Origin of the sequence: Streptomyces sp. NPDC008313, assembly GCF_042956125.1 — a bacterium.
Taxonomy (GTDB): domain Bacteria; phylum Actinomycetota; class Actinomycetes; order Streptomycetales; family Streptomycetaceae; genus Streptomyces.
This window is the reverse complement of record NZ_JBIBFR010000005.1, coordinates 26,995-48,631: the sequence shown is the minus strand read 5'-3', so window position 1 is coordinate 48,631 and position 21,637 is coordinate 26,995. Positions and strand designations below refer to the sequence as shown.

Annotated in this window: 17 protein-coding genes; 13 read left to right on the top strand and 4 right to left on the bottom strand. The window is 73.3% G+C overall.

The features are described 5' to 3' along the window. Nucleotides 1-187: 187 nt before the first annotated feature. The 5 genes from ACFY93_RS08560 (at nt 188) to ACFY93_RS08540 (ending at nt 6,292) form a co-directional block, all read left to right on the top strand. Nucleotides 188-925, top strand: a complete 738-nt coding sequence (locus tag ACFY93_RS08560; protein WP_391354927.1) for a hypothetical protein — start codon at nt 188-190, stop codon at nt 923-925. A gap of 157 nt (nt 926-1,082) precedes the next feature. After that, a complete protein-coding gene (locus ACFY93_RS08555) occupies nt 1,083-1,928 on the top strand; it encodes a DegV family protein (protein ID WP_391354925.1) in 846 nt (281 codons plus the stop codon). Nucleotides 1,929-2,118: 190 nt separating this feature from the next. Continuing rightward, a complete protein-coding gene (locus tag ACFY93_RS08550; protein ID WP_391354922.1) occupies nt 2,119-3,264 on the top strand; it encodes a helix-hairpin-helix domain-containing protein in 1,146 nt (381 codons plus the stop codon). Beyond that, nucleotides 3,261-6,011, top strand: coding sequence for a ComEC/Rec2 family competence protein (locus ACFY93_RS08545; protein WP_391354919.1), 2,751 nt, complete (start codon nt 3,261-3,263; stop codon nt 6,009-6,011). Before ACFY93_RS08550 ends, ACFY93_RS08545 begins: the two co-directional genes overlap by 4 nt. Nucleotides 6,012-6,046: 35 nt before the next feature. Further along, nucleotides 6,047-6,292, top strand: a complete 246-nt coding sequence (locus ACFY93_RS08540; RefSeq protein ID WP_391354917.1) for a hypothetical protein — start codon at nt 6,047-6,049, stop codon at nt 6,290-6,292. 73 nt (nt 6,293-6,365) lie between these two features. On the opposite strand, the gene ACFY93_RS08535 is transcribed toward ACFY93_RS08540, so the two are convergent. Then, on the bottom strand, nt 6,366-6,809 hold the full coding sequence (locus ACFY93_RS08535; RefSeq protein ID WP_391354915.1) for a GNAT family N-acetyltransferase: 444 nt from the start codon (nt 6,807-6,809) through the stop codon (nt 6,366-6,368). Nucleotides 6,810-7,006: 197 nt separating this feature from the next. Between ACFY93_RS08535 and holA the strand changes: the two genes are divergently transcribed. Beyond that, a complete protein-coding gene (gene holA / locus ACFY93_RS08530; RefSeq protein WP_391354913.1) occupies nt 7,007-7,990 on the top strand; it encodes a DNA polymerase III subunit delta in 984 nt (327 codons plus the stop codon). Nucleotides 7,991-8,343: 353 nt separating this feature from the next. Here holA and rpsT read toward each other — a convergent pair whose 3' ends face one another. Continuing rightward, on the bottom strand, nt 8,344-8,610 hold the full coding sequence (gene rpsT, locus ACFY93_RS08525; protein WP_391354911.1) for a 30S ribosomal protein S20: 267 nt from the start codon (nt 8,608-8,610) through the stop codon (nt 8,344-8,346). Nucleotides 8,611-8,834: 224 nt separating this feature from the next. On the opposite strand from rpsT, the gene lepA reads away from it, so the two are divergent. From lepA to ACFY93_RS08500, 5 genes are all read left to right on the top strand, one after another. Then, nucleotides 8,835-10,703 (top strand): translation elongation factor 4, encoded by a 1,869-nt coding sequence (gene lepA, locus ACFY93_RS08520; protein ID WP_391354908.1) that lies wholly within the window; start codon nt 8,835-8,837, stop codon nt 10,701-10,703. A gap of 287 nt (nt 10,704-10,990) precedes the next feature. Next, entirely contained in the window at nt 10,991-12,877 is a 1,887-nt protein-coding gene (locus tag ACFY93_RS08515) for an AMP-binding protein (protein ID WP_391354905.1), read from the top strand. 313 nt (nt 12,878-13,190) lie between these two features. After that, a complete protein-coding gene (locus ACFY93_RS08510; RefSeq protein WP_391354902.1) occupies nt 13,191-15,527 on the top strand; it encodes a SpoIIE family protein phosphatase in 2,337 nt (778 codons plus the stop codon). Further along, entirely contained in the window at nt 15,502-16,734 is a 1,233-nt protein-coding gene (gene hemW, locus ACFY93_RS08505) for a radical SAM family heme chaperone HemW (protein ID WP_391354900.1), read from the top strand. The genes ACFY93_RS08510 and hemW overlap by 26 nt, the downstream gene beginning before the upstream one ends. 102 nt (nt 16,735-16,836) lie before the next feature. Continuing rightward, a complete protein-coding gene (locus ACFY93_RS08500; RefSeq protein ID WP_391354897.1) occupies nt 16,837-17,415 on the top strand; it encodes a Uma2 family endonuclease in 579 nt (192 codons plus the stop codon). Here the strand turns inward: ACFY93_RS08500 and ACFY93_RS08495 are convergent. Both ACFY93_RS08495 and ACFY93_RS08490 read right to left on the bottom strand, forming a co-directional pair. Then, the gene (locus ACFY93_RS08495; RefSeq protein ID WP_391354894.1) at nt 17,393-18,202 is read right to left on the bottom strand and encodes a DUF3097 family protein; all 810 of its coding nucleotides are present in this window, start codon (nt 18,200-18,202) and stop codon (nt 17,393-17,395) included. The genes ACFY93_RS08500 and ACFY93_RS08495 overlap by 23 nt on opposite strands. A gap of 135 nt (nt 18,203-18,337) precedes the next feature. Beyond that, nucleotides 18,338-19,087: an MBL fold metallo-hydrolase gene (locus ACFY93_RS08490; protein ID WP_391354891.1), complete on the bottom strand. Its 750-nt coding sequence runs from the start codon at nt 19,085-19,087 to the stop codon at nt 18,338-18,340. A gap of 232 nt (nt 19,088-19,319) precedes the next feature. Between ACFY93_RS08490 and hrcA the strand changes: the two genes are divergently transcribed. Continuing rightward, a complete protein-coding gene (gene hrcA, locus ACFY93_RS08485; protein ID WP_391354888.1) occupies nt 19,320-20,336 on the top strand; it encodes a heat-inducible transcriptional repressor HrcA in 1,017 nt (338 codons plus the stop codon). Continuing rightward, nucleotides 20,337-21,470 (top strand): molecular chaperone DnaJ, encoded by a 1,134-nt coding sequence (gene dnaJ / locus ACFY93_RS08480; protein WP_391354885.1) that lies wholly within the window; start codon nt 20,337-20,339, stop codon nt 21,468-21,470. Nucleotides 21,471-21,637: the final 167 nt, after the last annotated feature.

Sequence of the window (21,637 nt, the reverse complement as noted above, 5' to 3'; positions counted from 1 at the left end):
CGTCCGCGCGGCTCACCCGGTCACGTGTCCGGGGGGCCGGCTGACTCGGGACGCTCGTCGCATCGGGGTGGTCCCCTACGGGTGGGTTCGGGGTTCCGGTGGAACTCCGGACCCACCTGTTGCGTTTACCGTGGAAGAGCAGCGGCCCGCACCCGGACCGCCGTGAGCGGCCCGAAGGAGGAGCAAAGTGGGGACCGTGATCGCAGTGTTCGCCCTGCTCTTCCTGCTGTGCGTCCTGGCGGGCGCGTACGCCACGGTGAAGGTGGTGGGCGCGGCCAGGCGCGGCGTCGACCGCACCCTCTCGCAGGCCCGCCGCACCGTCGAGGACACCACCCTGCGCGCCCGGACCCTCGCCCAGCCCGGCCCGGTGGGCCAGCTCGCCGAGCTGCGGCTGAGGCTGCGCACGTCGATGCGCGCCACTCAGGACGCGCTGGCCGCCGGTGCCGCCGAGGACGAGTCCCTGAAGGAGTCACTGTCCCTCTTCGAGCGCCTCAGCGCCCACGGACACGAACTCGACGGCGAGCTGAGGCGGCTGGAGAGCGAGCCCGACCGGGCCACGCTCGCCGAGCGGCTGCCCGCGCTGCGCGAGCGGACCGAGCGGATCACCCGGTCCGCCGACTCGCTGCGCTGGGCCGCCCGCGACCGGGCACGCCGCTTCGCGGACGACGACCTGGACTCGCTCAGCGCGCAGATCGACGTCGAGTCCGGCGCCCTGCGCCACTGGACCACGGAGCCGACGACGCCCGCCCCGCCGTGGCCCGAGACCCCGGAACCCGGCACGCCCGACCCCGCCGGGCAGACCGGGCAGCAGGCCCCGCGCCCCCGGACGACGGCCGAGGAGCCGGCGCGTCCCGCCATCACGCCGTCGGCCGCACAGCCCACGTACCCCTGGCAGAAGAAGCCCCGGCCCGAGAGCACCACCTGACCGCGCGCGGCGGACACGGTGGACGCGGTGGCCGTGGAGGTGCCGCCGGGACGGCGCACGGCCGTACTGCGGCGGCGGGGGCACATGCGCGCCACGGCGCCGCAGGTGAGAGGGGCCGGGCTGCCGCCCGGGCGCCCTGGCGGGTAACCTCCAGCTCATGTCCCGCCATGTCGCGATCGTCACCGATTCAACGGCCTACCTGCCGCCCCGGACGATGGAGCGCCACGGCATCACCGCGGTGCCCCTGACCGTCGTCCTCGGCAACCGGGCGCTCGAAGAGGGTACGGAGATCTCCGCCCGGTCCCTGGCCCAGGCACTGCAGAAGCGACGCTCCGTCACCACGTCCCGGCCCAGCCCCGAGACCTTCGCCGAGACCTACCGCCGCGTCGCCGAGACCGGCGCCACCGGCATCGTCTCCCTCCACCTGTCCGCCGAGTTCTCGGGCACCTACGACGCCGCCGTCCTCGCCGCGCGCGAGGCACCGGTGCCGGTGCGGGTGGTGGACACCGGCATGGTCGCGATGGCCCTCGGATTCTGCGCGCTCGCCGCGGCCGAGGCCGCCGAGGCCGGCGGCACGGTGGACGAGGCGGTCACCGCAGCGGAGAAGCGGGCCGCGGGCACCTCCGCCCACTTCTACGTCGACACCCTCGACTACCTGCGGCGCGGCGGTCGTATCGGAGCCGCCCAGGCGCTGCTGGGCTCCGCGCTCGCCGTGAAGCCGCTGCTGCAGCTGGAGGGCGGCCGCATCGAACTCCTGGAGAAGGTACGGACGGCGTCCAGGGCGATCGCCAGGCTGGAGGAGATCGTGGCCGACCGGGCAGGAGGCGCCCAGGTCGACATCGCCGTCCACCACCTCGCGGCCCCGGAGCGGGCGTCGGCCCTCGCCGACCGGCTGCGCGCCCGGGTGCCCGGACTCGCCGACCTCCATGTGAGCGAGGTCGGAGCGGTCATCGGCGCGCACACCGGACCCGGGCTGCTGGGGGCGGTCGTCTCACCCCGGTGAGCGCTGGTCTCACCTCGCTGAGCGGTCGTCCCGCTTCGGTGGGTGTGGTCTCGCTCCGGTGGGGTGTGGTCTCGCTCCGGTGGGTGTGTTTCACCCCGGTGGAGTGACGGAGTTGTCCACAACAGGGCGGTAGTCCCCGGAAACCGAGCAAGATCATCGCGAAGGTGCCCGGCTGTCGCATCCTCGGCGCATGGCACTTCGATCACGCCCTCGCACGGCGACTCCGACCAGCGGTCCCGGCCGCGGGCCCCGGTCCGACGGCCGTACCCGCCGCCACCGCAGGCATTCTCCGGCCTTACCGGGCAGCCGTAGCCTGCCCGGACGCCGCCAGGCGTCGGCGGAGGCACTCCGCCGGCGCGCGGAACTCCTCTTCGCCGAACGGGGCACGGGGGAGCGGGAGTCGGGGGTCGCGGTCGCGGATCCCGGGGCGGGCTCGGGCCCTGAGGCGGGTGCGGGTGCGGGTGCGGGTGCGGGTGCGGGTGTGGGGAGTGGGGCGGGGGCCGACCGTGGTGATCGCGTGGTCGACGGTGCCGGTGCCGTGGGTGGTGGCGGTGACGGTTCGGGCGCGGGGCTCGGCGGGTGGCGGGAGCGGGCGGGGCCCGCTCTGAGGGACCGGATGCCGCTGTGGCTCCAGTCGCGGTGCGGACTGGAGCGCAGGAGCGTCATCGCCCTCACCGTGCTCCTCGTCGCTGCCGCGGCCTTCGCCGTCCAGCATTTCTGGACCGGCAGGACTCAGCAGGTGCGGGCCCCCGAGGTCGTGCGGGCGGCGGCTCCCTACGGCGGGCGGGCGTCGGACCATGCCTCGGGTCAGGATGCCTCGCCCGGGCCGGGAGCGGTGCGGACGGGGCCGGGGGCCGGGATCGTGGTCGACGTCAGGGGCAAGGTGCGCCATCCCGGGATCCAGCGACTGCCCGCCGGCTCACGGGTGGTGGACGCCCTGCGGGCGGCGGGCGGGGTGCGTCCGGGAACGAAGACGGACGGCCTCAACCGCGCCCGCTTCCTGGTGGACGGCGAACAAGTCGTCGTCGGTGCCCCCGTGCCGCCCGGCGCGGCGGAGGGAGGCACCGGGGGAGCTGCCGGTGCGGGCACCGGTGCGGGCACCGGGGCGGGTGGAAGCGGAACCGTCGCCGGGCCGGGAGTCACGGCTCCGGTCTCCCTCAGCACGGCCACCGCCGAGCAGCTCGACACGCTCCCGGGAGTCGGCCCCGTCCTGGCCCAGCACATCATCGACTACCGCGCCCAGCACGGTGGCTTCCGCTCCGTCGGCGAACTGCGCCAGGTCACCGGGATCGGCGACCGCCGCTTCGCCGACCTCCAGAAACTGGTGCGGCCATGAGGCAGTCGCGGACACGGGACGGGACCGGCACGACGGCCGCGACGGACGAGGCGGCCGCGACGAGAGCGACCGGCAGGGCGTCCGGTGACCCGGCAACCGGTGACCCGGCAACCGGTGACCCGGCAACCGGTGACCCGGCGTCCGCCGCCCCCGGCCGCAGCCTCGTCCACGCCGCCTCGGGGAAGCGGCTCGGGGATGCGCACCCCCGGCAGGAGGGACCGGCGGACCTGCGGCTGGTGCCACCCGCCCTCGCGGCCTGGGGCACGGCCGCGGCCACGCTCGGTGCCTCCGCCGGCTGGGTCCTGGGTGTCGTCCTGACCAGTCTGGCCGTCGGCACGGTGCTGCTCGTGAGGGCGGGACGAGGTGGACGGCGCACGAAGCGGAAGGGGGACACCGGAGCGTTGTCGCCCCCGTGGCAGCGTGTCTCCGTCTCGGCCGTACTCCTCTGCGTCGCCGCGGCCGCGGCCTCCGCGGGGCTGCACGGGGCGGACCTGCGCCGTGGACCGGTTCCGGCCCTGGCCCAGCGGTACGCCCACGTGGACGCGGAGGTCGAGCTGACCTCCGACCCGCGGCTCACCCGTCCCCGGATCCAGGGCGACCACGCAGCCCCGACGGCCGTCCTGCTGGACGCCGAGGTACGGCGCGTGATCCGACCGGACGGGACCGTCGTCGCCACCCGCACGCCGGTACTACTGATCGCCGACGCGACTCCCCCCAGGGGCTCGCCGATCGCACCCGGAGCACCCGCAGCACCCGGCGCGGACGGAGCGCATCGGGACCGGGGTGCGGACCGTGTCCGCGGCGGGCCGGCGCGGTCGCCCTGGCTGTCGCTCCTGCCCTCCACACGGGTGCGCGTGTCCGCACGGGCCGTGCCCCCACTGGCGGACGGGGCCCGGTTCGCGGCCGTGCTGCGCGTACGGGGCAGCGCGCCGCCGTTGGTGGTGGGGGAGCCGTCGGCTCCGCAACGGCTGGCGGGACGGCTGCGCGGCGGGCTGCGGGAGGCGACCGACGGGCTGGACGCGGACGCGCGGGCGCTGCTCCCCGGGCTGGTCGTGGGAGACACCTCCCGGGTCACCTCCGAGCTGGACGAGGCGTTCCGGGCGACCGACCTGACCCACACGCTGGCCGTCAGCGGTGCCAACTTCACGATTCTGCTCGCCCTGTTCATCGGACCGGCCGGAATCGCCCAGCGCGCCGAACGCCGGGGCCTCGCGCCGCGGATCGGTGTTCCGCTGCGGGCGACGGCGTTCCTCGGCGGTGTGCTCACGCTGGGCTTCGTGATCGTGTGCCGGCCGGACCCGAGTGTGCTGCGGGCGGCGGCCTGCGGAGCGGTCGCGCTCCTCGCCGTGGCGACCGGGCGCCGCAGATCGCTGATCCCGGCGCTGGCCACGGCCGTGCTGCTGCTGGTCCTCTACGACCCGTGGCTGGCCCGCAGTTACGGCTTCCTGCTCTCGGTCCTCGCCACCGGGGCGCTGCTGACCCTGGCACCCCGGTGGAGCGCGGCGCTGCGCAGACGCCGGGTGCCGCCGCGAGCGGCCGAGGCGCTGGCCGCGGCGGCGGCCGCGCAGGCGTTGTGCGCGCCGGTGGTGGCGGTCCTGTCGGCGCGGGTGAGCCTGGTCGCGGTGCCGTGCAACCTGCTCGCGGAGTTCGCGGTCGCGCCCGCCACCGTGCTGGGTTTCGGCACCCTGGGGGCGGCGGCGGTGGCGATGCCGGTCGCGCGAATCCTGGCGTGGTGCGCCGCCTGGCCCGCGGGGTGGATCGCGGACATCGCCCGTACGGGAGCCGCGCTGCCCGGCGGGGGAGTGGACTGGCCGGGGAGCTGGACGGGCGCCGTCCTGCTGGCGCTGGTCACGGCGGTGGCCGTACTCGTCGGCCGACGGGTCCTCAGGCACCCGTGGCTGTGCGGCGCCTGCGCCGTGCTGTTCCTGCTGGCCGTGGTACGCCCGCCGCCCCTGACCCGGGTGATCACGGGCTGGCCGCCGCCTGGCTGGCGGTACGCGATGTGCGACGTGGGGCAGGGCGACGCGACGGTGCTCGCCGCGGGGGACGGAGCGGGCGTCGTCGTGGACGCGGGGCCCGACCCGGTGCTGGTCGACCGCTGTCTGAGGGCGCTCGGCGTCACCCGCGTGCCCCTGGTCGTGCTGACCCACTTCCACGCCGACCATGTCGCGGGGCTGCCGGGCGTGCTGCACGGACGCGCGGTCGGCGGGATCGAGACGACGGGGTTCGAGGAGCCGCAGGACCAGGCCGAGTTCGTACGGAGGGAGGCGGCGGCCCGGCACGTTCCCGTGACCCGGGCCGTGGCGGGTGAGCGCCGGCGGGCGGGCGGCCTCGACTGGAGGGTGCTGTGGCCGCCGTCCGATCCGGTTGTGGCCCCGGAGGGTCCGAACGACGCCAGCGTCACGCTGTTCGTCCGGACGGCCGGGCTGAGCCTGCTCCTCCTCGGCGACCTCGAACCGCCCGCGCAGCAGGCGCTGCTGAGATCACCCGGAGCCGCTGACCTCGGACACGTGGACGTCCTCAAGGTCGCCCACCACGGCTCGGCGTACCAGGATCCGGAGCTCATGCGCCGGGTGGCACCGCGCCTCGCGCTGATCTCCTGCGGCGCCGGCAACGAGTACGGACATCCGGCACCCGCCACGGTCGCGGCGTTGCGGGCCGGTGGCGCGGTGGTGCTGCGGACGGACCGTGACGGGCCGTTGGCCGTCGCGGGGAAGGGGGCCGGACTGCGGGTGGCGAGGGGCTGAGAAGCGGTGGCTCGGGAGTATCGGAAAATGGCCGCGTGAGCGATGTGAGACATGTCCTGGTGCTGCCCGACCGCGATGCCGCCGAGGAGGCCGCGGAACTCCTCGGCGAGCGGTTCGGGATCGACGAGGAGCCACGGCTCGTGCGGGACGCCCTGGCCGGTGAGGACGACGCCGAGGACGCCCAGTGGCTCGTGGTCCTCCGTGACGAGGAGCAGCGGCTCGACGCCGGGCAGTTGGACGAGTTCGCCGCGCAGTGGGACGGCTGGCGCGAGGAGCCGTAGAGCTGAGCGGAACCGCCGTCAGGGCGGAGGGAAGCGGGGAGCCGGCGTTCCCGGGCTGTTCGAGGAGTGGGCCCTACAGGCCGAGGCGGTGGAAGATCTTGCCCGCGCGCGGTTCCGCGCCGAGGCCGCGGTAGAAGTCGAGGGCAGCGGGGTTGTCCGCGTCCGCCGTCCAGTCCAGGCGTGTACAGCCCGCCTCGCGGCCCGCCTCCTGGACGGCTTCCATGAGACGCCGCGCGACGCCGCCGCGACGGTGCGCCTCGCGTACGAACAGTTCCTTCAGGAAGAGGGAGGTGCCGGCTCCGGCCGCCGGCCACACCATGCTGAACGCGGCGAAGCCCAGGACGTCCTCACCGGCGCGGGCGAGCAGCACGGTGGCCACGGGGTGCTCGCCGAAGAGCGCTCCGCGGATCTGGTCGGGGTCACCCGGTGTGTCGGAGCCGCCGTAGTACGACTCGACCTCGCCCAGCAGCCGGGAGATGACCTCTGTGTCCGCCTCGGTGGCCTTCTCGATCCTCACGCCTGCCCCTTCCCGTGGCGGGCTGCGCCGAGACCTCGGGTGCCCGCACCTCCTTGGCGCCCGCACCTCGGACGGTGCCCGCACCCCTGTCGACACCCGCGCCCCCGCGCGCACTCGTGCCCCCGGCACCCTAGCCCCGGCTCCCCCGGGCCCGGTAGGGGATTCCGTTGTCAGTGGGGCGTGGGATGCTTGGCGCGATGGCCAGGAAGACCGCACAAGACGACCCTCTCGCCCCCGTGACGCTCGCCGTGGGCCAGGAGGACCTGCTGCTCGACCGTGCCGTGCGGGAGGTGGTGGCCGCCGCCCGGGCGGCCGACGCGGACACGGACGTCCGGGATCTCGCGCCGGACCAGTTGCAGCCCGGGACGCTCGCGGAGCTGACCAGCCCGTCGCTGTTCGCGGAGCGCAAGGTCGTCGTCGTACGTGACGCGCAGGACCTCTCGGCGGACACCGTCAAGGACGTGAAGGCGTATCTGGGGGCGCCCGTCGAGGAGATCACCCTGGTGCTGCTGCACGCGGGCGGCGCCAAGGGCAAGGGGCTGCTGGACGCCGCGCGCAAGGCGGGGGCGCGCGAGGTGGCGTGCCCGAAGATGACGAAGCCGGCGGACCGGGTGGCGTTCGTGCGGGGTGAGTTCCGGACCGCCGGGAGGGCCGCGACGCCCGAGGCGTGCCAGGCGCTCGTCGACTCGATCGGCAGCGACCTGCGGGAGCTGGCGTCCGCGGTGTCGCAGCTCGTCGCGGACGTGGCGGGGACGATCGACGAGGCCGTCGTCGGGCGGTACTACACCGGGCGGGCCGAGGCGTCCAGCTTCACGGTGGCCGACCGGGCCGTCGAGGGGCGGGCGGCGGAGGCGCTGGAGGCGCTGCGCTGGTCGCTGTCGACGGGAGTCGCGCCGGTGCTGATCACCAGCGCGCTGGCCCAGGGGGTCCGGGCGATCGGGAAGCTGTCGTCCGCGCGGGGCGGCAGGCCCGCCGATCTGGCCCGTGAGCTGGGGATGCCGCCGTGGAAGATCGACCGGGTGCGGCAGCAGATGCGCGGGTGGACACCGGACGGTGTCGCCGTCGCCCTGCGGGCGGTCGCGGAGGCGGACGCGGGGGTGAAGGGCGGCGGGGACGATCCCGAGTACGCCTTGGAGAAGGCGGTCGTGACGATCGCCCGGGCGGCCCGGTCCCGAAGGTAGCCCGGCAGCGCTCACGGCCCGGTTTCGAAGGTAGCCGGGCGGCGCGCACGGCCCGGTTTCGAAGGTAGCCCGGCGGCGCGCACGGCCCGGTCACCGCAACGGCTCAGTCATGTCCGGCCGCGCGGGGAGCCCGGTCACGGCGCGGCAGAGGGCGCCGGAAACCCCGAAGCCCCGGCGTCCCCTGGGGAAGGGGAGCGGCCGGGGCCTCGGGTCACGATGGTGGATCCACGCCCGCGTGGCGAACGCAGTCGTGCGTGGGTCCGGGGTGCCGGGTGGGAGCGGGAGAGAGGGCCTGCTCGGGTCCAGCCGGCGGTAGGTCAAGTCAGGGGACGGGTCACGAGGACCCGGCCGACTCAGCCCTTGAGGGTCGCGGCCTTGGAAGCGAGCGCCGACTTCTTGTTGGCGGCCTGGTTCTTGTGGATGACGCCCTTCGAGACGGCCTTGTCGAGCTGGCGCGACGCGGCGCGCGTGTACTCGGTGGCCTTCTCGACGTCACCCGCGGCAGCGGCCTCGCGGGCCTTGCGGATCGCGGTCTTCAGGGAAGACTTGACGGCCTTGTTGCGCAGCCGGGCCTTCTCGTTGGTCTTGATCCGCTTGATCTGGGACTTGATGTTCGCCACGAATGAGCCTCTACAGGTTCAGGCACGCGAGACAGCACGTCTCGCACACCGTTTGATTTCCTTGGGGTGTGTCCCGTGCTGAGAGGGCAGGAGACACAGCCACTCAGGCTACCAGCCGCCGCGGGACCGGCCCAAACCGGTCGCGGCTCCCCGGCCGTGGGACCATGGAGCCTACGTATCGATCCGACCCGAGGCGACAGGCGCCTCAAGAGACAGGACCCTGCGTGCCCGCGACCCCTAACAATGTGCCCGAGCCGAGCCGTACCGCCCCGGCTCTGATCCGCAATTTCTGCATCATCGCGCACATCGACCACGGCAAGTCCACGCTCGCCGACCGCATGCTCCAGCTGACCGGGGTGGTCGAGCAGCGGCAGATGCGCGCTCAGTACCTCGACCGCATGGACATCGAGCGCGAGCGCGGCATCACGATCAAGTCCCAGGCGGTCCGGCTGCCCTGGGCCCCGAGCGATGATCCGGGCAACACCCACATCCTCAACATGATCGACACCCCCGGGCACGTGGACTTCACGTACGAGGTGTCCCGGTCCCTCGCGGCCTGCGAGGGGACCGTCCTCCTCGTCGACGCCGCCCAGGGCATCGAGGCCCAGACTCTCGCCAACCTCTACCTGGCGATGGAGAACGACCTCAAGATCATCCCCGTACTGAACAAGATCGACCTGCCGGCCGCGCAGCCGGAGAAGTTCGCCGACGAGCTGGCGAACCTCATCGGCTGCGACCCCGAGGACGTGCTGAAGGTCTCCGCGAAGACCGGTCTCGGCGTCGAGGCGCTGCTGGACAAGGTCGTCGCCGAGATCCCCGCCCCGGTCGGTGTCGCCGACGCGCCCGCCCGCGCGATGATCTTCGACTCGGTCTACGACTCCTACCGCGGCGTCGTCACGTACGTCCGTGTCATCGACGGCCAGCTCAACAAGCGCGAGCGGATCCGGATGATGTCCACCGGCGCCGCGCACGAGCTGCTGGAGATCGGCACCAACTCCCCGGAGATGCTCTCCGCCGACGGTCTCGGCGTCGGCGAGGTCGGGTACCTCATCACCGGCGTGAAGGACGTCCGCCAGTCCAAGGTCGGTGACACGATCACCAGCCTGCACAAGGGCGCGACCGAGGCGCTCGGCGGGTACAAGGACCCCAAGCCCATGGTCTTCTCCGGGCTGTACCCGCTGGACGGGTCCGACTACCCGGAGCTGCGCGACGCCCTCGACAAGCTTCAGCTCAACGACGCCGCGCTGGTGTACGAGCCGGAGACCTCCGCGGCCCTCGGCTTCGGCTTCCGCGTGGGCTTCCTCGGACTGCTGCACCTCGACGTGATCCGTGAGCGGCTGGAGCGCGAGTTCGGGCTCGACCTCATCGCCACCGCGCCGAACGTGGTCTACCGCGTCCTCATGGAGGACGGCGCCGAGCACACGGTGACCAACCCGAGCGAGTTCCCCGAGGGCAAGATCGACGAGGTGTACGAGCCGGTCGTGCGGGCCACGATCCTCGCGCCGTCCGAGTTCATCGGCTCGATCATGGAGCTCTGCCAGACCCGCCGCGGCACCCTGCTCGGCATGGACTACCTCTCCGAGGACCGCGTCGAGATCCGCTACACGCTGCCCCTCGCGGAGATCGTCTTCGACTTCTTCGACCAGCTGAAGTCGAAGACGCGCGGTTACGCGTCGCTGGACTACGAGCCGACCGGCGAGCAGGCCTCCAGCCTGGTCAAGGTCGACATCCTGCTGCACGGCGACAAGGTCGACGCGTTCTCGGCGATCACCCACAAGGACGCGGCGTACGCGTACGGTGTGCGGCTCGTCGCCAAGCTGCGCGAGCTGATCCCCCGGCAGGCCTTCGAGGTGCCCATCCAGGCCGCCATCGGCTCCCGGGTCATCGCCCGCGAGACCATCCGCGCCATCCGCAAGGACGTCCTCGCCAAGTGCTACGGCGGTGACATCTCCCGTAAGCGGAAGCTGCTGGAGAAGCAGAAGGAGGGCAAGAAGCGGATGAAGATGGTGGGCTCTGTGGAGGTTCCGCAGGAGGCCTTCATCGCCGTCCTGTCCAGCGACGACAGCGCAGGCGGCGGCAAGGCCAAGAAGTAGCCGCTCCGTCCTCTCCCGCTCTTCCCGCGGACCCCTTGTGCCATCGGGCCCGTCGCGCTTCGGCGCGGCGGGCCCTTCGGTTGTGCACGGGGTTGTGCATGGTGGAAGTGACAGCTGTGCATCGTCGCGAAGTGACAGGTCGCCGCCCCTTACGCGTCGGCCGGTCGAGCCTTACTCTGATCTCTGCTCGGTAGTTACTCGTGAGTTAAACAACAGCCGCAACCAGACAGCCGCCCAGCAGTCGATCGAGCGAGTCGCACGCACTGTCGCGGGCCCCGGAGGATGTCGTGAGCGACACACAGACCCTGATCGATAACCGCCCGCCGTCCGTGGCGTCCCTCTTCCTGGAGCGCGTCGCGGCCACCCCCGACGCCGAGGCCTACCGCTACCCCGTGCCCCCCGCGTCGGGCGAGGGGCCGGACGACTGGAAGTCACTGACCTGGGCGCAGGCGGCCGAGCGCGTCCACGCCATCGCCGCCGGCCTCATCGAGCTGGGCGTCCAGCCGGAGCAGCGCGTCGCGCTCGCCTCCTCCACACGCGTGGAATGGGTGCTCGCCGACCTCGGCATCATGTGCGCGGGCGCGGCCACCACGACGGTCTACCCGCAGACGAACGCCGAGGAGTCCGCGTTCATCCTGTCCGACTCCGAGAGCCGGGTCCTGATCGCGGAGGACGCCGCCCAGCTCGCCAAGGCCCGTGAGCGCCGCGCCGACCTGCCCGACCTGGCCCACGTCGTGGTCGTCGACGCCACCGGGGTCGAGCCCGTCGAGGGCGAGGGCGACTGGGTGCTGAGCCTCGCCGAGCTGGAGAAGCGGGGGGCCGCGCATCTGGAGAAGAACCCCGACCTGATCAAGAAGAAGGTCGCCGCGATCACCGCGGACCAGCTCGCCACGCTGATCTACACCTCGGGCACCACCGGCCGTCCCAAGGGCGTCCGCCTCCCGCACGACAACTGGTCGTACATGGCGAAGGCCATCTCCGCGACCGGCCTGGTCGGCGCGGACGACGTGCAGTACCTCTGGCTGCCGCTCGCACACGTCTTCGGCAAGGTGCTCACCTCCGGCCAGATCGAGGTCGGGCACGTCACCGCCGTCGACGGCCGCGTCGACAAGATCATCGAGAACCTGCCGGTCGTCCAGCCCACCTACATGGCGGCCGTGCCGCGCATCTTCGAGAAGGTGTACAACGGCGTCGCCGCCAAGGCGAAGGCCGGCGGCGGGGCCAAGTACAAGATCTTCCAGTGGGCGGCGGGCGTCGGCCGCGAGTACGCCAAGGTCACCCAGGACAACTTCAGGCGCACCGGCGTCGCGAGCGCCCCCTTCGGCCTCGCCTCCCGGCACAAGGTCGCCGACACCCTCGTCTTCGCCAAGATCCGCGAGGCGTTCGGCGGCCGGCTGCGCGCCTGCGTCTCCGGCAGCGCGGCCCTCGCACCCGAGATCGGCTACTTCTTCGCGGGCGCCGGCATCCACATCCTGGAGGGCTACGGCCTCACGGAGTCCTCCGCCGCCTCCTTCGTCAACCCGGGCGAGGCCTACCGCACCGGCACGGTCGGCAAGCCGCTGCCCGGCACGGAGGTGCGCATCGCGGACGACGGCGAGATCCTGCTGCGCGGCCCCGGCATCATGGAGGGCTACCACAAGCTGCCCGAGAAGACCGCCGAGGTGCTGGAGTCCGACGGCTGGTTCCACACCGGCGACATCGGCGAGCTCTCGCCCGACGGCTACCTGCGGATCACCGACCGCAAGAAGGACCTGATCAAGACGTCCGGCGGCAAGTACATCGCGCCGGCCGAGGTCGAGGGCCAGTTCAAGGCGGTCTGCCCCTACGTCTCCAACATCCTGGTGCACGGCGCCGACCGGAACTTCTGCACCGCGCTGATCGCGCTGGACGAGCCCGCCCTCCTCGACTGGGCCACGGACAACGGTATGGCGGGCAAGTCGTACGCGGAGGTCGTCGAGCAGCCCGCCACCGTCGAGCTCATCGACGGATACGTCAAGGAGCTCAACACGGGCCTCCAGCGCTGGCAGACCATCAAGAAGTTCAAGCTGCTGCCGCGCGACCTCGACATCGAGCACGGCGAGCTGACCCCCAGCCTCAAGCTGAAGCGCCCGGTCGTCGAGCGGGAGTACAAGCACCTCATCGACGAGATGTACTCGGGGGCGCGGGAGGCGTAGGCGTCAGGTCCGTCCTCGCGGAGGCGGACGCGGAGGCGGACAGCGGTACAGGTGGGCCGGGGCCGGGGCATGCGCCCCGGCCCCGTCGCGTCTCCGGCAGCGGCCCCGCTCCACCCCCATGTGCCTGAGGGTGAGCGCCTCCGCCCGCCCGGTTCCCGGTGTCCGCGTCCGTCCGTCCCCGGGCGCACGCATAGCACCGTTCCCGCTCGTGGCGGCCCACTTCGGTAACTCCGTGCTTATGGGTGCGGCCGGTCTGTCACTCTGTCCCTGTCGCCTGAGGCGTATTCGTCCGAACTGCTCAGGGAGCCACACCGTGGGGGTCATACCGAAGCGACGGGAATTCATACCCCGTGCGCCCGATGCGCCCGCGCACCACCGCGCGGGCCGGGAGGCACCGGCGCGCGCGTCGTTGCCCGGCACGTCGCTCGCGCCGGCGGCCGCGCGCCGCTTCTTACGGGACACGGTCACCGACTGGTCCGAGCGCGCCCTCGACGCTTCCGTACCGCTGTCCGACGGGCTCGCCGACGACGCCGTCCTGGTCGTCAGCGAACTCGTCACCAACGCCGTCGTGCACGCCGGTACGGACGTCGAGGTGCTGTGCCGCCTGGAACCGGCCGACGGCGAGTCGGACGGCGCCCTCGTCGTCGAGGTCTCCGACCGGCACCCCTCGCGGGCCCCGCGCGACGAGGCGGACTCAGGCATCCGGCCCTACGGGACACCGGAGTACGGGCGCGGTCTGCGGCTCGTCGCCGCGCTCTCCGAGGCGTGGGGGATCACCTACCGTACCGGGATCAAGACGGTCTGGGCGAGACTGCCGGCCGGCGGGGTCCTCACGTCCGGCCCTACCCCGCCGGACGGCCACGGCACCGGGGGCACGCCGCTCACCGACGGCGGCCCGCCCGCCGGGGAGCGGACCGGGGCGTACGGGGAGCAGGGCGCCCACCGTCCCACCGCGCGGACCGGCGAGGTCCCCGCCGCTCCCGAGCCGGTGCGGAGCGCGGGCGGGCACGGCTGGCTGCGCCGGGGCGCGAGCCGGGGTGCGCTCTCCTTCCTGGCCGAGGCGTCGGACCTGCTCGCCGGACAGCTCGACGAGGACCTGGTGGCCGCGCTCACCGGGCAGCTCCTCGTGCCGCGCCTGGCCGACTGGTGCGCGGTGTGGCTGGAGGACGAGGCCACCGACCGCGCGGGCGGCCTCGGCATGGCCCTGGGGCCACGGCTCGCCCGCGTCTGGCACACCAGCGAGGACCGCGTCGAGGAACTGCGCACCGCCCTGGAGAAGGATCCGCCCCGCGTCCCCGACGCGGTGCGCTCCCGACCCGTCCCCGTGCCCTGGCCGGGCGAACCGTGGGCCCCGCCGGACGGCGCCGGGCAGCCGGCGGACCGGCGCGACTCGGACAGCGGCAGCGGCGCACCGGTCCCCCACGACACCGCCACCCCCCAGGCCACCGCCGGCACCCCCGACGGGCGCCACCGATCCCCCGACCGCACCCCCGACGCGCACCACCGCACCCCCGACCACACCCCCGCCGCCCGCGACCGCACCGGCGCGGCGCTCGCGTACCGGCTGATCGCCGGAGGGCGGCCGCTCGGCACCCTGGTCATCGGGCGGGCCGGGGCGGCGGGCTTTCCCGACGAGATCACCGGGCTCGTCGAGGACCTCAGCCGCCGGGTGGCCCTCGCCATCGGCGCGGCCCGGCAGTACGCGCGCCAGGCCACCATCAGCCGGGTCCTCCAGCGCGGCCTGCTGCCCGGCGCCGTCGCCGAGATCCCCGGCGTGCGCAGCGCCCTCGTCTACGAGCCGTGCGACAAGGGCGGCCCCAGCGGCGACTTCTACGACCTGTTCCCGGCGGGCGACGGGCGCTGGTGCTTCGCCGTCGGCGACGTGCAGGGCAAGGGCCCGGAGGCCGCCGTCGTCATCGGCCTCGCCCGCCCCTGGCTGCGTCTGCTGGCCCGCGAGGGCTACCAGGTCGCGGACGTCCTCGACCGCCTCAACCAGCTCCTGCTCGACGACGCCACCGAGGCCGCCGACGCGGCCGCCCGCGCGCTCGTGGCCGCCGGCGATCCCGGGCTGGCCGATCCGGAGGGCCCGCAGACACGTTTCCTCTCCCTCCTCTACGGCGAGCTGGTGCCGTTCGAGGGCGGCGTCCGCTGCACCGTGGCCTCCGCCGGGCACCCGCTGCCGCTGCTCCTGGACCCCGCCGGTGGCGTACGGGAGGTGGCCCTGCCGCAGACCCTGCTGGGTGTCATCGAGGACGAGACGTACACGGCGGACACGTTCGAGCTGCGTCCCGGCGACACCCTGCTGTGCGTCACCGACGGGGTCACGGAGCGTCGCAGCGGCTCCCGGCAGCTCGACGACGCCGACGGCCTCGCCACGGCCCTCGCCGGCTGCGCCGGCCTCAGCGCCCAGCTGATCGCCGAGCGGATCCGCGGGCTGGTGCACGAGTTCGGCAGCGGCCCGCCGGAGGACGACCTGGCGCTGCTGGTGCTGCAGGCGGAGCGGGCCGCGGACCCCGCGCCCGCGGGCAGGGGCGAGGGCCGCCAGGAGGCACCGGCGGGGCGGCCCCCGCGGGCACCGGACGCGCGGGCGGGGAAACCCCGGCGCGTACGGGACAATGGAACGCATGCCTTCCGCACTCCCCGACGGTGAACCCGTGCCCGACGACGGGGCGCTGCCCGCGCACGCCCTGGCGGACGCCGCCGCACGCCCCCTCGGGTTCTACCTCCACGTGCCGTACTGCGCGACCCGCTGCGGCTACTGCGACTTCAACACCTACACGGCCACCGAGCTGCGGGGCACCGGGGGCGTGCTCGCCTCCCGCGACAACTACGCGTCCACCCTGACCGACGAGGTCCGCCTCGCCCGCAAGGTCCTCGGCGACGACCGCCGCCCGGCCCGTACCGTCTTCGTCGGCGGCGGCACGCCCACGCTGCTGGCCGCCGGCGACCTCGTACGGATGCTGGGCGCGATCCGTGACGAGTTCGGCCTCGCGGACGACGCGGAGATCACGACGGAGGCGAACCCGGAGTCGGTGGACCCGGCGTACCTCGCGACGCTGCGCGCCGGGGGCTTCAACCGGATCTCCTTCGGCATGCAGAGCGCCCGCCAGCACGTCCTGAAGGTGCTCGACCGCACGCACACGCCCGGCCGCCCCGAGGCCTGCGTCGCCGAGGCCCGCGCGGCGGGCTTCGACCACGTCAACCTCGACCTGATCTACGGCACCCCCGGTGAGTCCGACGACGACTGGCGTGCCTCGCTGGACGCCGCGCTCGGCGCCGGACCCGACCACGTCTCGGCGTACGCGCTGATCGTGGAGGAGGGCACCCAGCTGGCCCGGCGCATCCGGCGCGGCGAGGTCCCGATGACCGACGACGACGTCCACGCGGACCGCTATCTGATCGCCGAGGAGATGCTCTCGGCGGCCGGCTTCGACTGGTACGAGGTGTCGAACTGGGCCACCTCCGAGGCCGCCCGCTGCCTGCACAACGAGCTGTACTGGCGCGGAGCCGACTGGTGGGGCGCGGGACCGGGCGCCCACTCCCACGTCGGCGGGGTGCGCTGGTGGAACGTGAAGCACCCCGGGGCGTACGCGGGCGCGCTGGCGGCGGGGAAGTCGCCGGGGGCCGGGCGTGAACTCCTCTCGGAGGAGGACCGGCGGGTCGAGCGGATCCTGCTGGAACTGCGCCTGCGCGACGGCGTCCCGCTGTCCCTGCTGCGCGAGGCGGGCCTCGCGGCCTCACGCCGCGCGCTGTCCGACGGGCTCCTCCAGGAGGCTCCGTACGAGGCCGGCAGCGCGGCGCTGACGCTGCGCGGGCGGCTGCTGGCGGACGCGGTGGTGCGGGATCTGGTGGACTGATCACTCGGGGGAGTGAATCGGTGCGGATCCCGAGGCGGCCCCCTAACCTGGTTCGTAAGCTGCCGCGCGAGAGTAACGCGGCGGATCTGGAGGGCTACGGAGATGACCGCTGTGGACGAGCGCGGGATGACGAAGTTCTTCGAGAAGTTCGAGCCTCCCGAGGGCGTCAGGGTCGAGCTTCTTCGGGGGGAAATCGTGATGATGGCGAGTCCGGATTTGGTGCACAACCTGATCGTCGAGGAGGTGCAGGATCAGATCCCTCGCAAGCGGTGGGCACGGTTGCAGACCCAGGACGTCGACATCATCGACGAGGCAAGTGAGCCCGTACCGGACCTGGTGGTGCTGGAGCGTGAACTCCGCCCGGACTCCGGTCGTCTGCTGCCGTCCCAGCTGATCACGTTGGTGGTCGAGGTCGTCTCCAAGACCAGTGTCGACCGGGATTACGGGGCCAAGCGATCGATCTACGCGGCGGGCAGGGTGCCCGCCTATCTCGTCGTCGACCCCGTTGTGGCGCACTGTGTCCTGCTCACCGAGCCCGTCGGCGACGGACAGGGCGCCGACTACCGGGCACAGCGGATCTCGAAGTTCGGTGATCCTCTTCCGCTGGAGTTCCTCGGCGTGGAACTGGACACCAGCGAATTCGGCACCTACCCGGGCGTCAGGCCTCACCGCCTTCCGTGACGAAGTCGATCAGTTCCTCCACGCGGCCCAGGAGGGCCGGCTCCAGGTCCTTGTAGGAGTGCACCCGGGACAGGATGTGCTGCCAGGCGGCGCCCGTGTTGTCCGGCCACCCCAGGGCCCGGCACACCCCCGTCTTCCAGTCCTGGCCGCGCGGCACCCGGGGCCACGCCGCGATGCCCACCGACGCGGGTTTCACGGCCTCCCAGATGTCGATGTAGGGGTGGCCGACGACCAGGGCGTGCCCGCTCGTGACCGAGGCCGCGATGCGGGACTCCTTCGAGCCGGGGACCAGGTGGTCCACCAGGACGCCGAGCCGGGCGTCCGGGCCCGGCGCGAAGTCCGCGACGATCGACGGCAGGTCGTCGACGCCCTCCAGGTACTCCACGACGACACCCTCGACGCGCAGATCGTCGCCCCAGACGCGTTCGACCAGCTCGGCGTCGTGGCGGCCCTCCACATAGATCCGTCCCGCCCGCGCCACCCGGGCCCGCGCGCCGGGCACGGCGACGGAGCCGGACGCCGTACGGGCGGGCCGCGCGGGCCCCGCCGACGGGCGGACCAGTGTCACCACGCGCCCCTCCAGCAGGAAGCCCCGCGGCTCCATCGGGAACACCCGGTGCTTGCCGAAGCGGTCCTCCAGCGTGACCGTGCCCGCCTCGCAGCGGATCACCGCGCCGCAGAAACCGGTCCCGGGCTCCTCGACCACCAGACCGGGCTCCGCCGGCACCTCGGGGACGGTCTTCGGCTTCTTCCACGGCGGGGTCAGGTCCGGAGAGTACTGGCGCATTCGGATGACGATAGGAGAAGCCGGCCGGGCGTGTCGCGCACCGCGCCGCGACACGCCGAGGACGGCGGCGCGAACACCTTCCACGGCACCCGGACCAGGCGCCCCGGACCAGACGCACCTCCGACGGCGTACCTCCTACGGCACCCCGAAACGCCGGGTCAGCGCGTCCCGTTGGGCCCGGACGAACGCGGCGTCCACCGCCGCGCCGTGCCCGGGGACGTACACCGCCTCCTCGCCGCCCAGCGCGAGCAGCCGGTCCAGTGCCGCCGGCCAGTGCGACGGCACCGCGTCCAAGCCCGCCTGCGGCTCGCCCGACTCCTCCACCAGGTCGCCGCAGAAGACCACCGGCCGCGACCCGGGGGACGTGGACCGGACGACCACGGCCAGGTCGTGGGAGGTGTGGCCGGGCCCCACACCGACCGGCACGGCGCTCAGGCCGCCGCCCAGGTCCACGGCGGACGCACCGGACAGCCGGGGGAGGAGCAGGGCGTCGGCCGCCTCGCGCGCGACCCCCGGGTCCTGCCCGTTGCGCACGGCGTCCGCGCGCAGTTCCTCCCGGCCGTGGGCCAGGACGGCGTCCAGGCCCACCGCGCCGAACACCTCCGCGTCCGCGAACGCCGACGCCCCGAAGACGTGGTCGAAGTGCGCGTGGGTCAGTGCGAGATGCGTCACCCGCCGGCCCCCGCCGAGCAGCCGCCCGGTCTCCTCCCGCAGCCGCGTGCCCTCCGCCGGGCTGGACCCGGCGTCGACCAGCAGCGCCCCCGCCGGGCCCGCCACGAGTCCGGCCGTGCAGTCCCAGACGGGCAGCCGCAGCCTGCCCACCCCCGGGGCCAGCCGCTCCCAGCCCGCTTCCGCCCACCGCGGCTCTTCCCGAGTCACCGTCATGCGTCGACGCTAAGGGCTGTCCCCGCCGGGCGTCCGGGAGCCCGCGCGGCGACAGCGCAGCGGGACCGGCTCGTACCCGTGAGTAGGCATCGCGGGACATCGCGACAGATCGCGGGGCCGCCCCTTGCCCGGGCCGTACCCACCGGCCGTACACTGGGCCGGGGAATGCTGGCACTCGCACGCGCTGAGTGCCAGGCGAGGCGCCAGGGGACGACAGCTGGAGGTGTGCGCGGTGCTCAGTGAACGCAGGCTGGAAGTGCTGCGCGCGATCGTCCAGGACTATGTCGGCACCGAGGAGCCCGTCGGGTCCAAGGCGCTCACCGAGCGGCACCGGCTGGGGGTCTCCCCGGCTACCGTGCGCAACGACATGGCGGCCCTGGAGGACGAGGGCTACATCGCCCAGCCGCACACCAGCGCCGGACGCATCCCCACCGACAAGGGCTACCGGCTGTTCGTCGACAAGCTCGCGGGCGTCAAGCCGATGACCGCCCCCGAGCGCCGCGCCATCCAGAACTTCCTGGACGGCGCCGTGGACCTCGACGACGTCGTGGGCCGTACGGTGCGGCTGCTCGCGCAGCTGACCCGGCAGGTCGCCGTCGTCCAGTACCCGTCCCTGACGCGTTCCACCGTGCGGCACGTGGAGCTGCTCTCCCTCGCCCCCGCGCGCGTGATGCTCGTCCTGATCACCGACACGGGCCGGGTCGAGCAGCGCATGATCGACTGCCCGGCGCCGTTCGGCGAGGCCTCGCTCGCCGATCTGCGGGCGCGGCTCAACAGCAGGGTCGCGGGCCGCCGTTTCGCGGACGTCCCGCAGCTCGTGCAGGACCTGCCGGACGCCTTCGAGAACGAGGACAGGGGGACGGTCGCGACGGTACTCTCCACCCTCCTGGAGACGCTCGTCGAGGAGACCGAGGAGCGGCTGATGATCGGCGGTACCGCCAATCTCACCCGCTTCGGACATGACTTTCCCCTCACCATCCGGCCGGTCCTCGAAGCCCTCGAGGAACAGGTCGTGCTCCTCAAACTCCTTGGCGAGGCCGGGGATTCGGGCATGACCGTACGGATCGGGCACGAGAACGCGTACGAGGGACTCAACTCCACGTCCGTGGTCTCGGTCGGCTACGGTTCGGGCGGCGAGGCAGTAGCCAAACTGGGCGTGGTCGGACCGACCCGCATGGATTACCCGGGAACGATGGGAGCGGTACGAGCGGTGGCACGGTACGTCGGACAGATCCTGGCGGAGTCGTAGGTGGCCACGGACTACTACGCCGTACTCGGCGTGAGCCGCGACGCTTCCCAGGACGAGATCAAGAAGGCGTTCCGGAGGCTCGCCCGCGAGCTGCACCCGGACGTCAACCCCGATCCGAAGACGCAGGAGCGCTTCAAGGAGATCAACGCCGCCTACGAGGTGTTGTCGGACCCGCAGAAGAAGCAGGTCTACGACCTCGGCGGCGACCCGCTGTCCCAGGCGGGCGGCGGCGCGGGCGGCTTCGGCGCGGGCGGCTTCGGAAACTTCTCCGACATCATGGACGCGTTCTTCGGGACGGCGTCGCAGCGCGGCCCCCGGTCGCGCACGCGCCGCGGCCAGGACGCGATGATCCGGCTGGAGATCGAGCTCGACGAGGCGGCCTTCGGCACCACGAAGGACATCCAGGTCGACACGGCCGTCGTCTGCGCCACCTGCAGCGGCGAGGGTGCCGCGCCCGGTACGAGCGCGCAGACCTGTGACATGTGCCGCGGCCGCGGTGAGGTCTCGCAGGTCACCCGGTCGTTCCTCGGCCAGGTCATGACCTCGCGGCCCTGCCCCCAGTGCCAGGGCTTCGGCACGGTCGTCCCGACGCCGTGCCCGGAGTGCGCCGGCGACGGGCGGGTGCGTTCGCGCCGGACCCTGACCGTGAAGATCCCGGCCGGTGTCGACAACGGCACGCGGATCCAGCTCGCGGGCGAGGGCGAGGTCGGCCCCGGCGGCGGCCCCGCCGGTGACCTGTACGTGGAGATCCACGAGCTGCCGCACGCGATGTTCCAGCGGCGCGGCGACGATCTGCACTGCACGGTCACCATCCCGATGACGGCGGCGGCGCTCGGTACGAAGGTGCCGCTGGAGACGCTCGACGGGCTGGAGGAGGTCGACATCCGGCCCGGCACCCAGTCCGGGCAGTCGATCCCGCTGCACGGGCGCGGCGTCACCCACCTGCGCGGTGGCGGACGCGGCGACCTCATCGTGCACGTCGAGGTGACCACGCCGACGAAGCTCGACGCCGAGCAGGAGCGGGTGCTGAGGGAACTGGCGAAGCTGCGGGGCGAGGAGCGGCCGACAGGGCAGTTCCAGCCGGGGCAGCAGGGGCTGTTCTCGCGGTTGAAGGATGCGTTCAACGGGCGTTGAGCGGGTCTGGCCGGGGGTCCGGGGGTTGGTCCCCGGGCAGGCACAGTCAGCCGGGGCAGCAGGGGCTGTTCTCGCGGTTGAAGGATGCGTTCAACGGGCGTTGAGCGGGTCTGGCCGGGGGGCCGGGGGTTGGTCCCCGGGCAGGCACAGTCAGCTGGGGCGGCAGG

Coding starts and splice junctions, on each gene's coding strand:
- ACFY93_RS08545 (WP_391354919.1), top strand. CDS start 3,261: ATGAGGCAGTCGCGGACACGGGACGGGACCGGCACGACGGCCGCGACG.
- holA (WP_391354913.1), top strand. CDS start 7,007: ATGGCCAGGAAGACCGCACAAGACGACCCTCTCGCCCCCGTGACGCTC.
- ACFY93_RS08500 (WP_391354897.1), top strand. CDS start 16,837: ATGACCGCTGTGGACGAGCGCGGGATGACGAAGTTCTTCGAGAAGTTC.
- ACFY93_RS08550 (WP_391354922.1), top strand. CDS start 2,119: ATGGCACTTCGATCACGCCCTCGCACGGCGACTCCGACCAGCGGTCCC.
- ACFY93_RS08555 (WP_391354925.1), top strand. CDS start 1,083: ATGTCCCGCCATGTCGCGATCGTCACCGATTCAACGGCCTACCTGCCG.
- hemW (WP_391354900.1), top strand. CDS start 15,502: ATGCCTTCCGCACTCCCCGACGGTGAACCCGTGCCCGACGACGGGGCG.
- ACFY93_RS08495 (WP_391354894.1), bottom strand. CDS start 18,202: ATGCGCCAGTACTCTCCGGACCTGACCCCGCCGTGGAAGAAGCCGAAG.
- ACFY93_RS08490 (WP_391354891.1), bottom strand. CDS start 19,087: ATGACGGTGACTCGGGAAGAGCCGCGGTGGGCGGAAGCGGGCTGGGAG.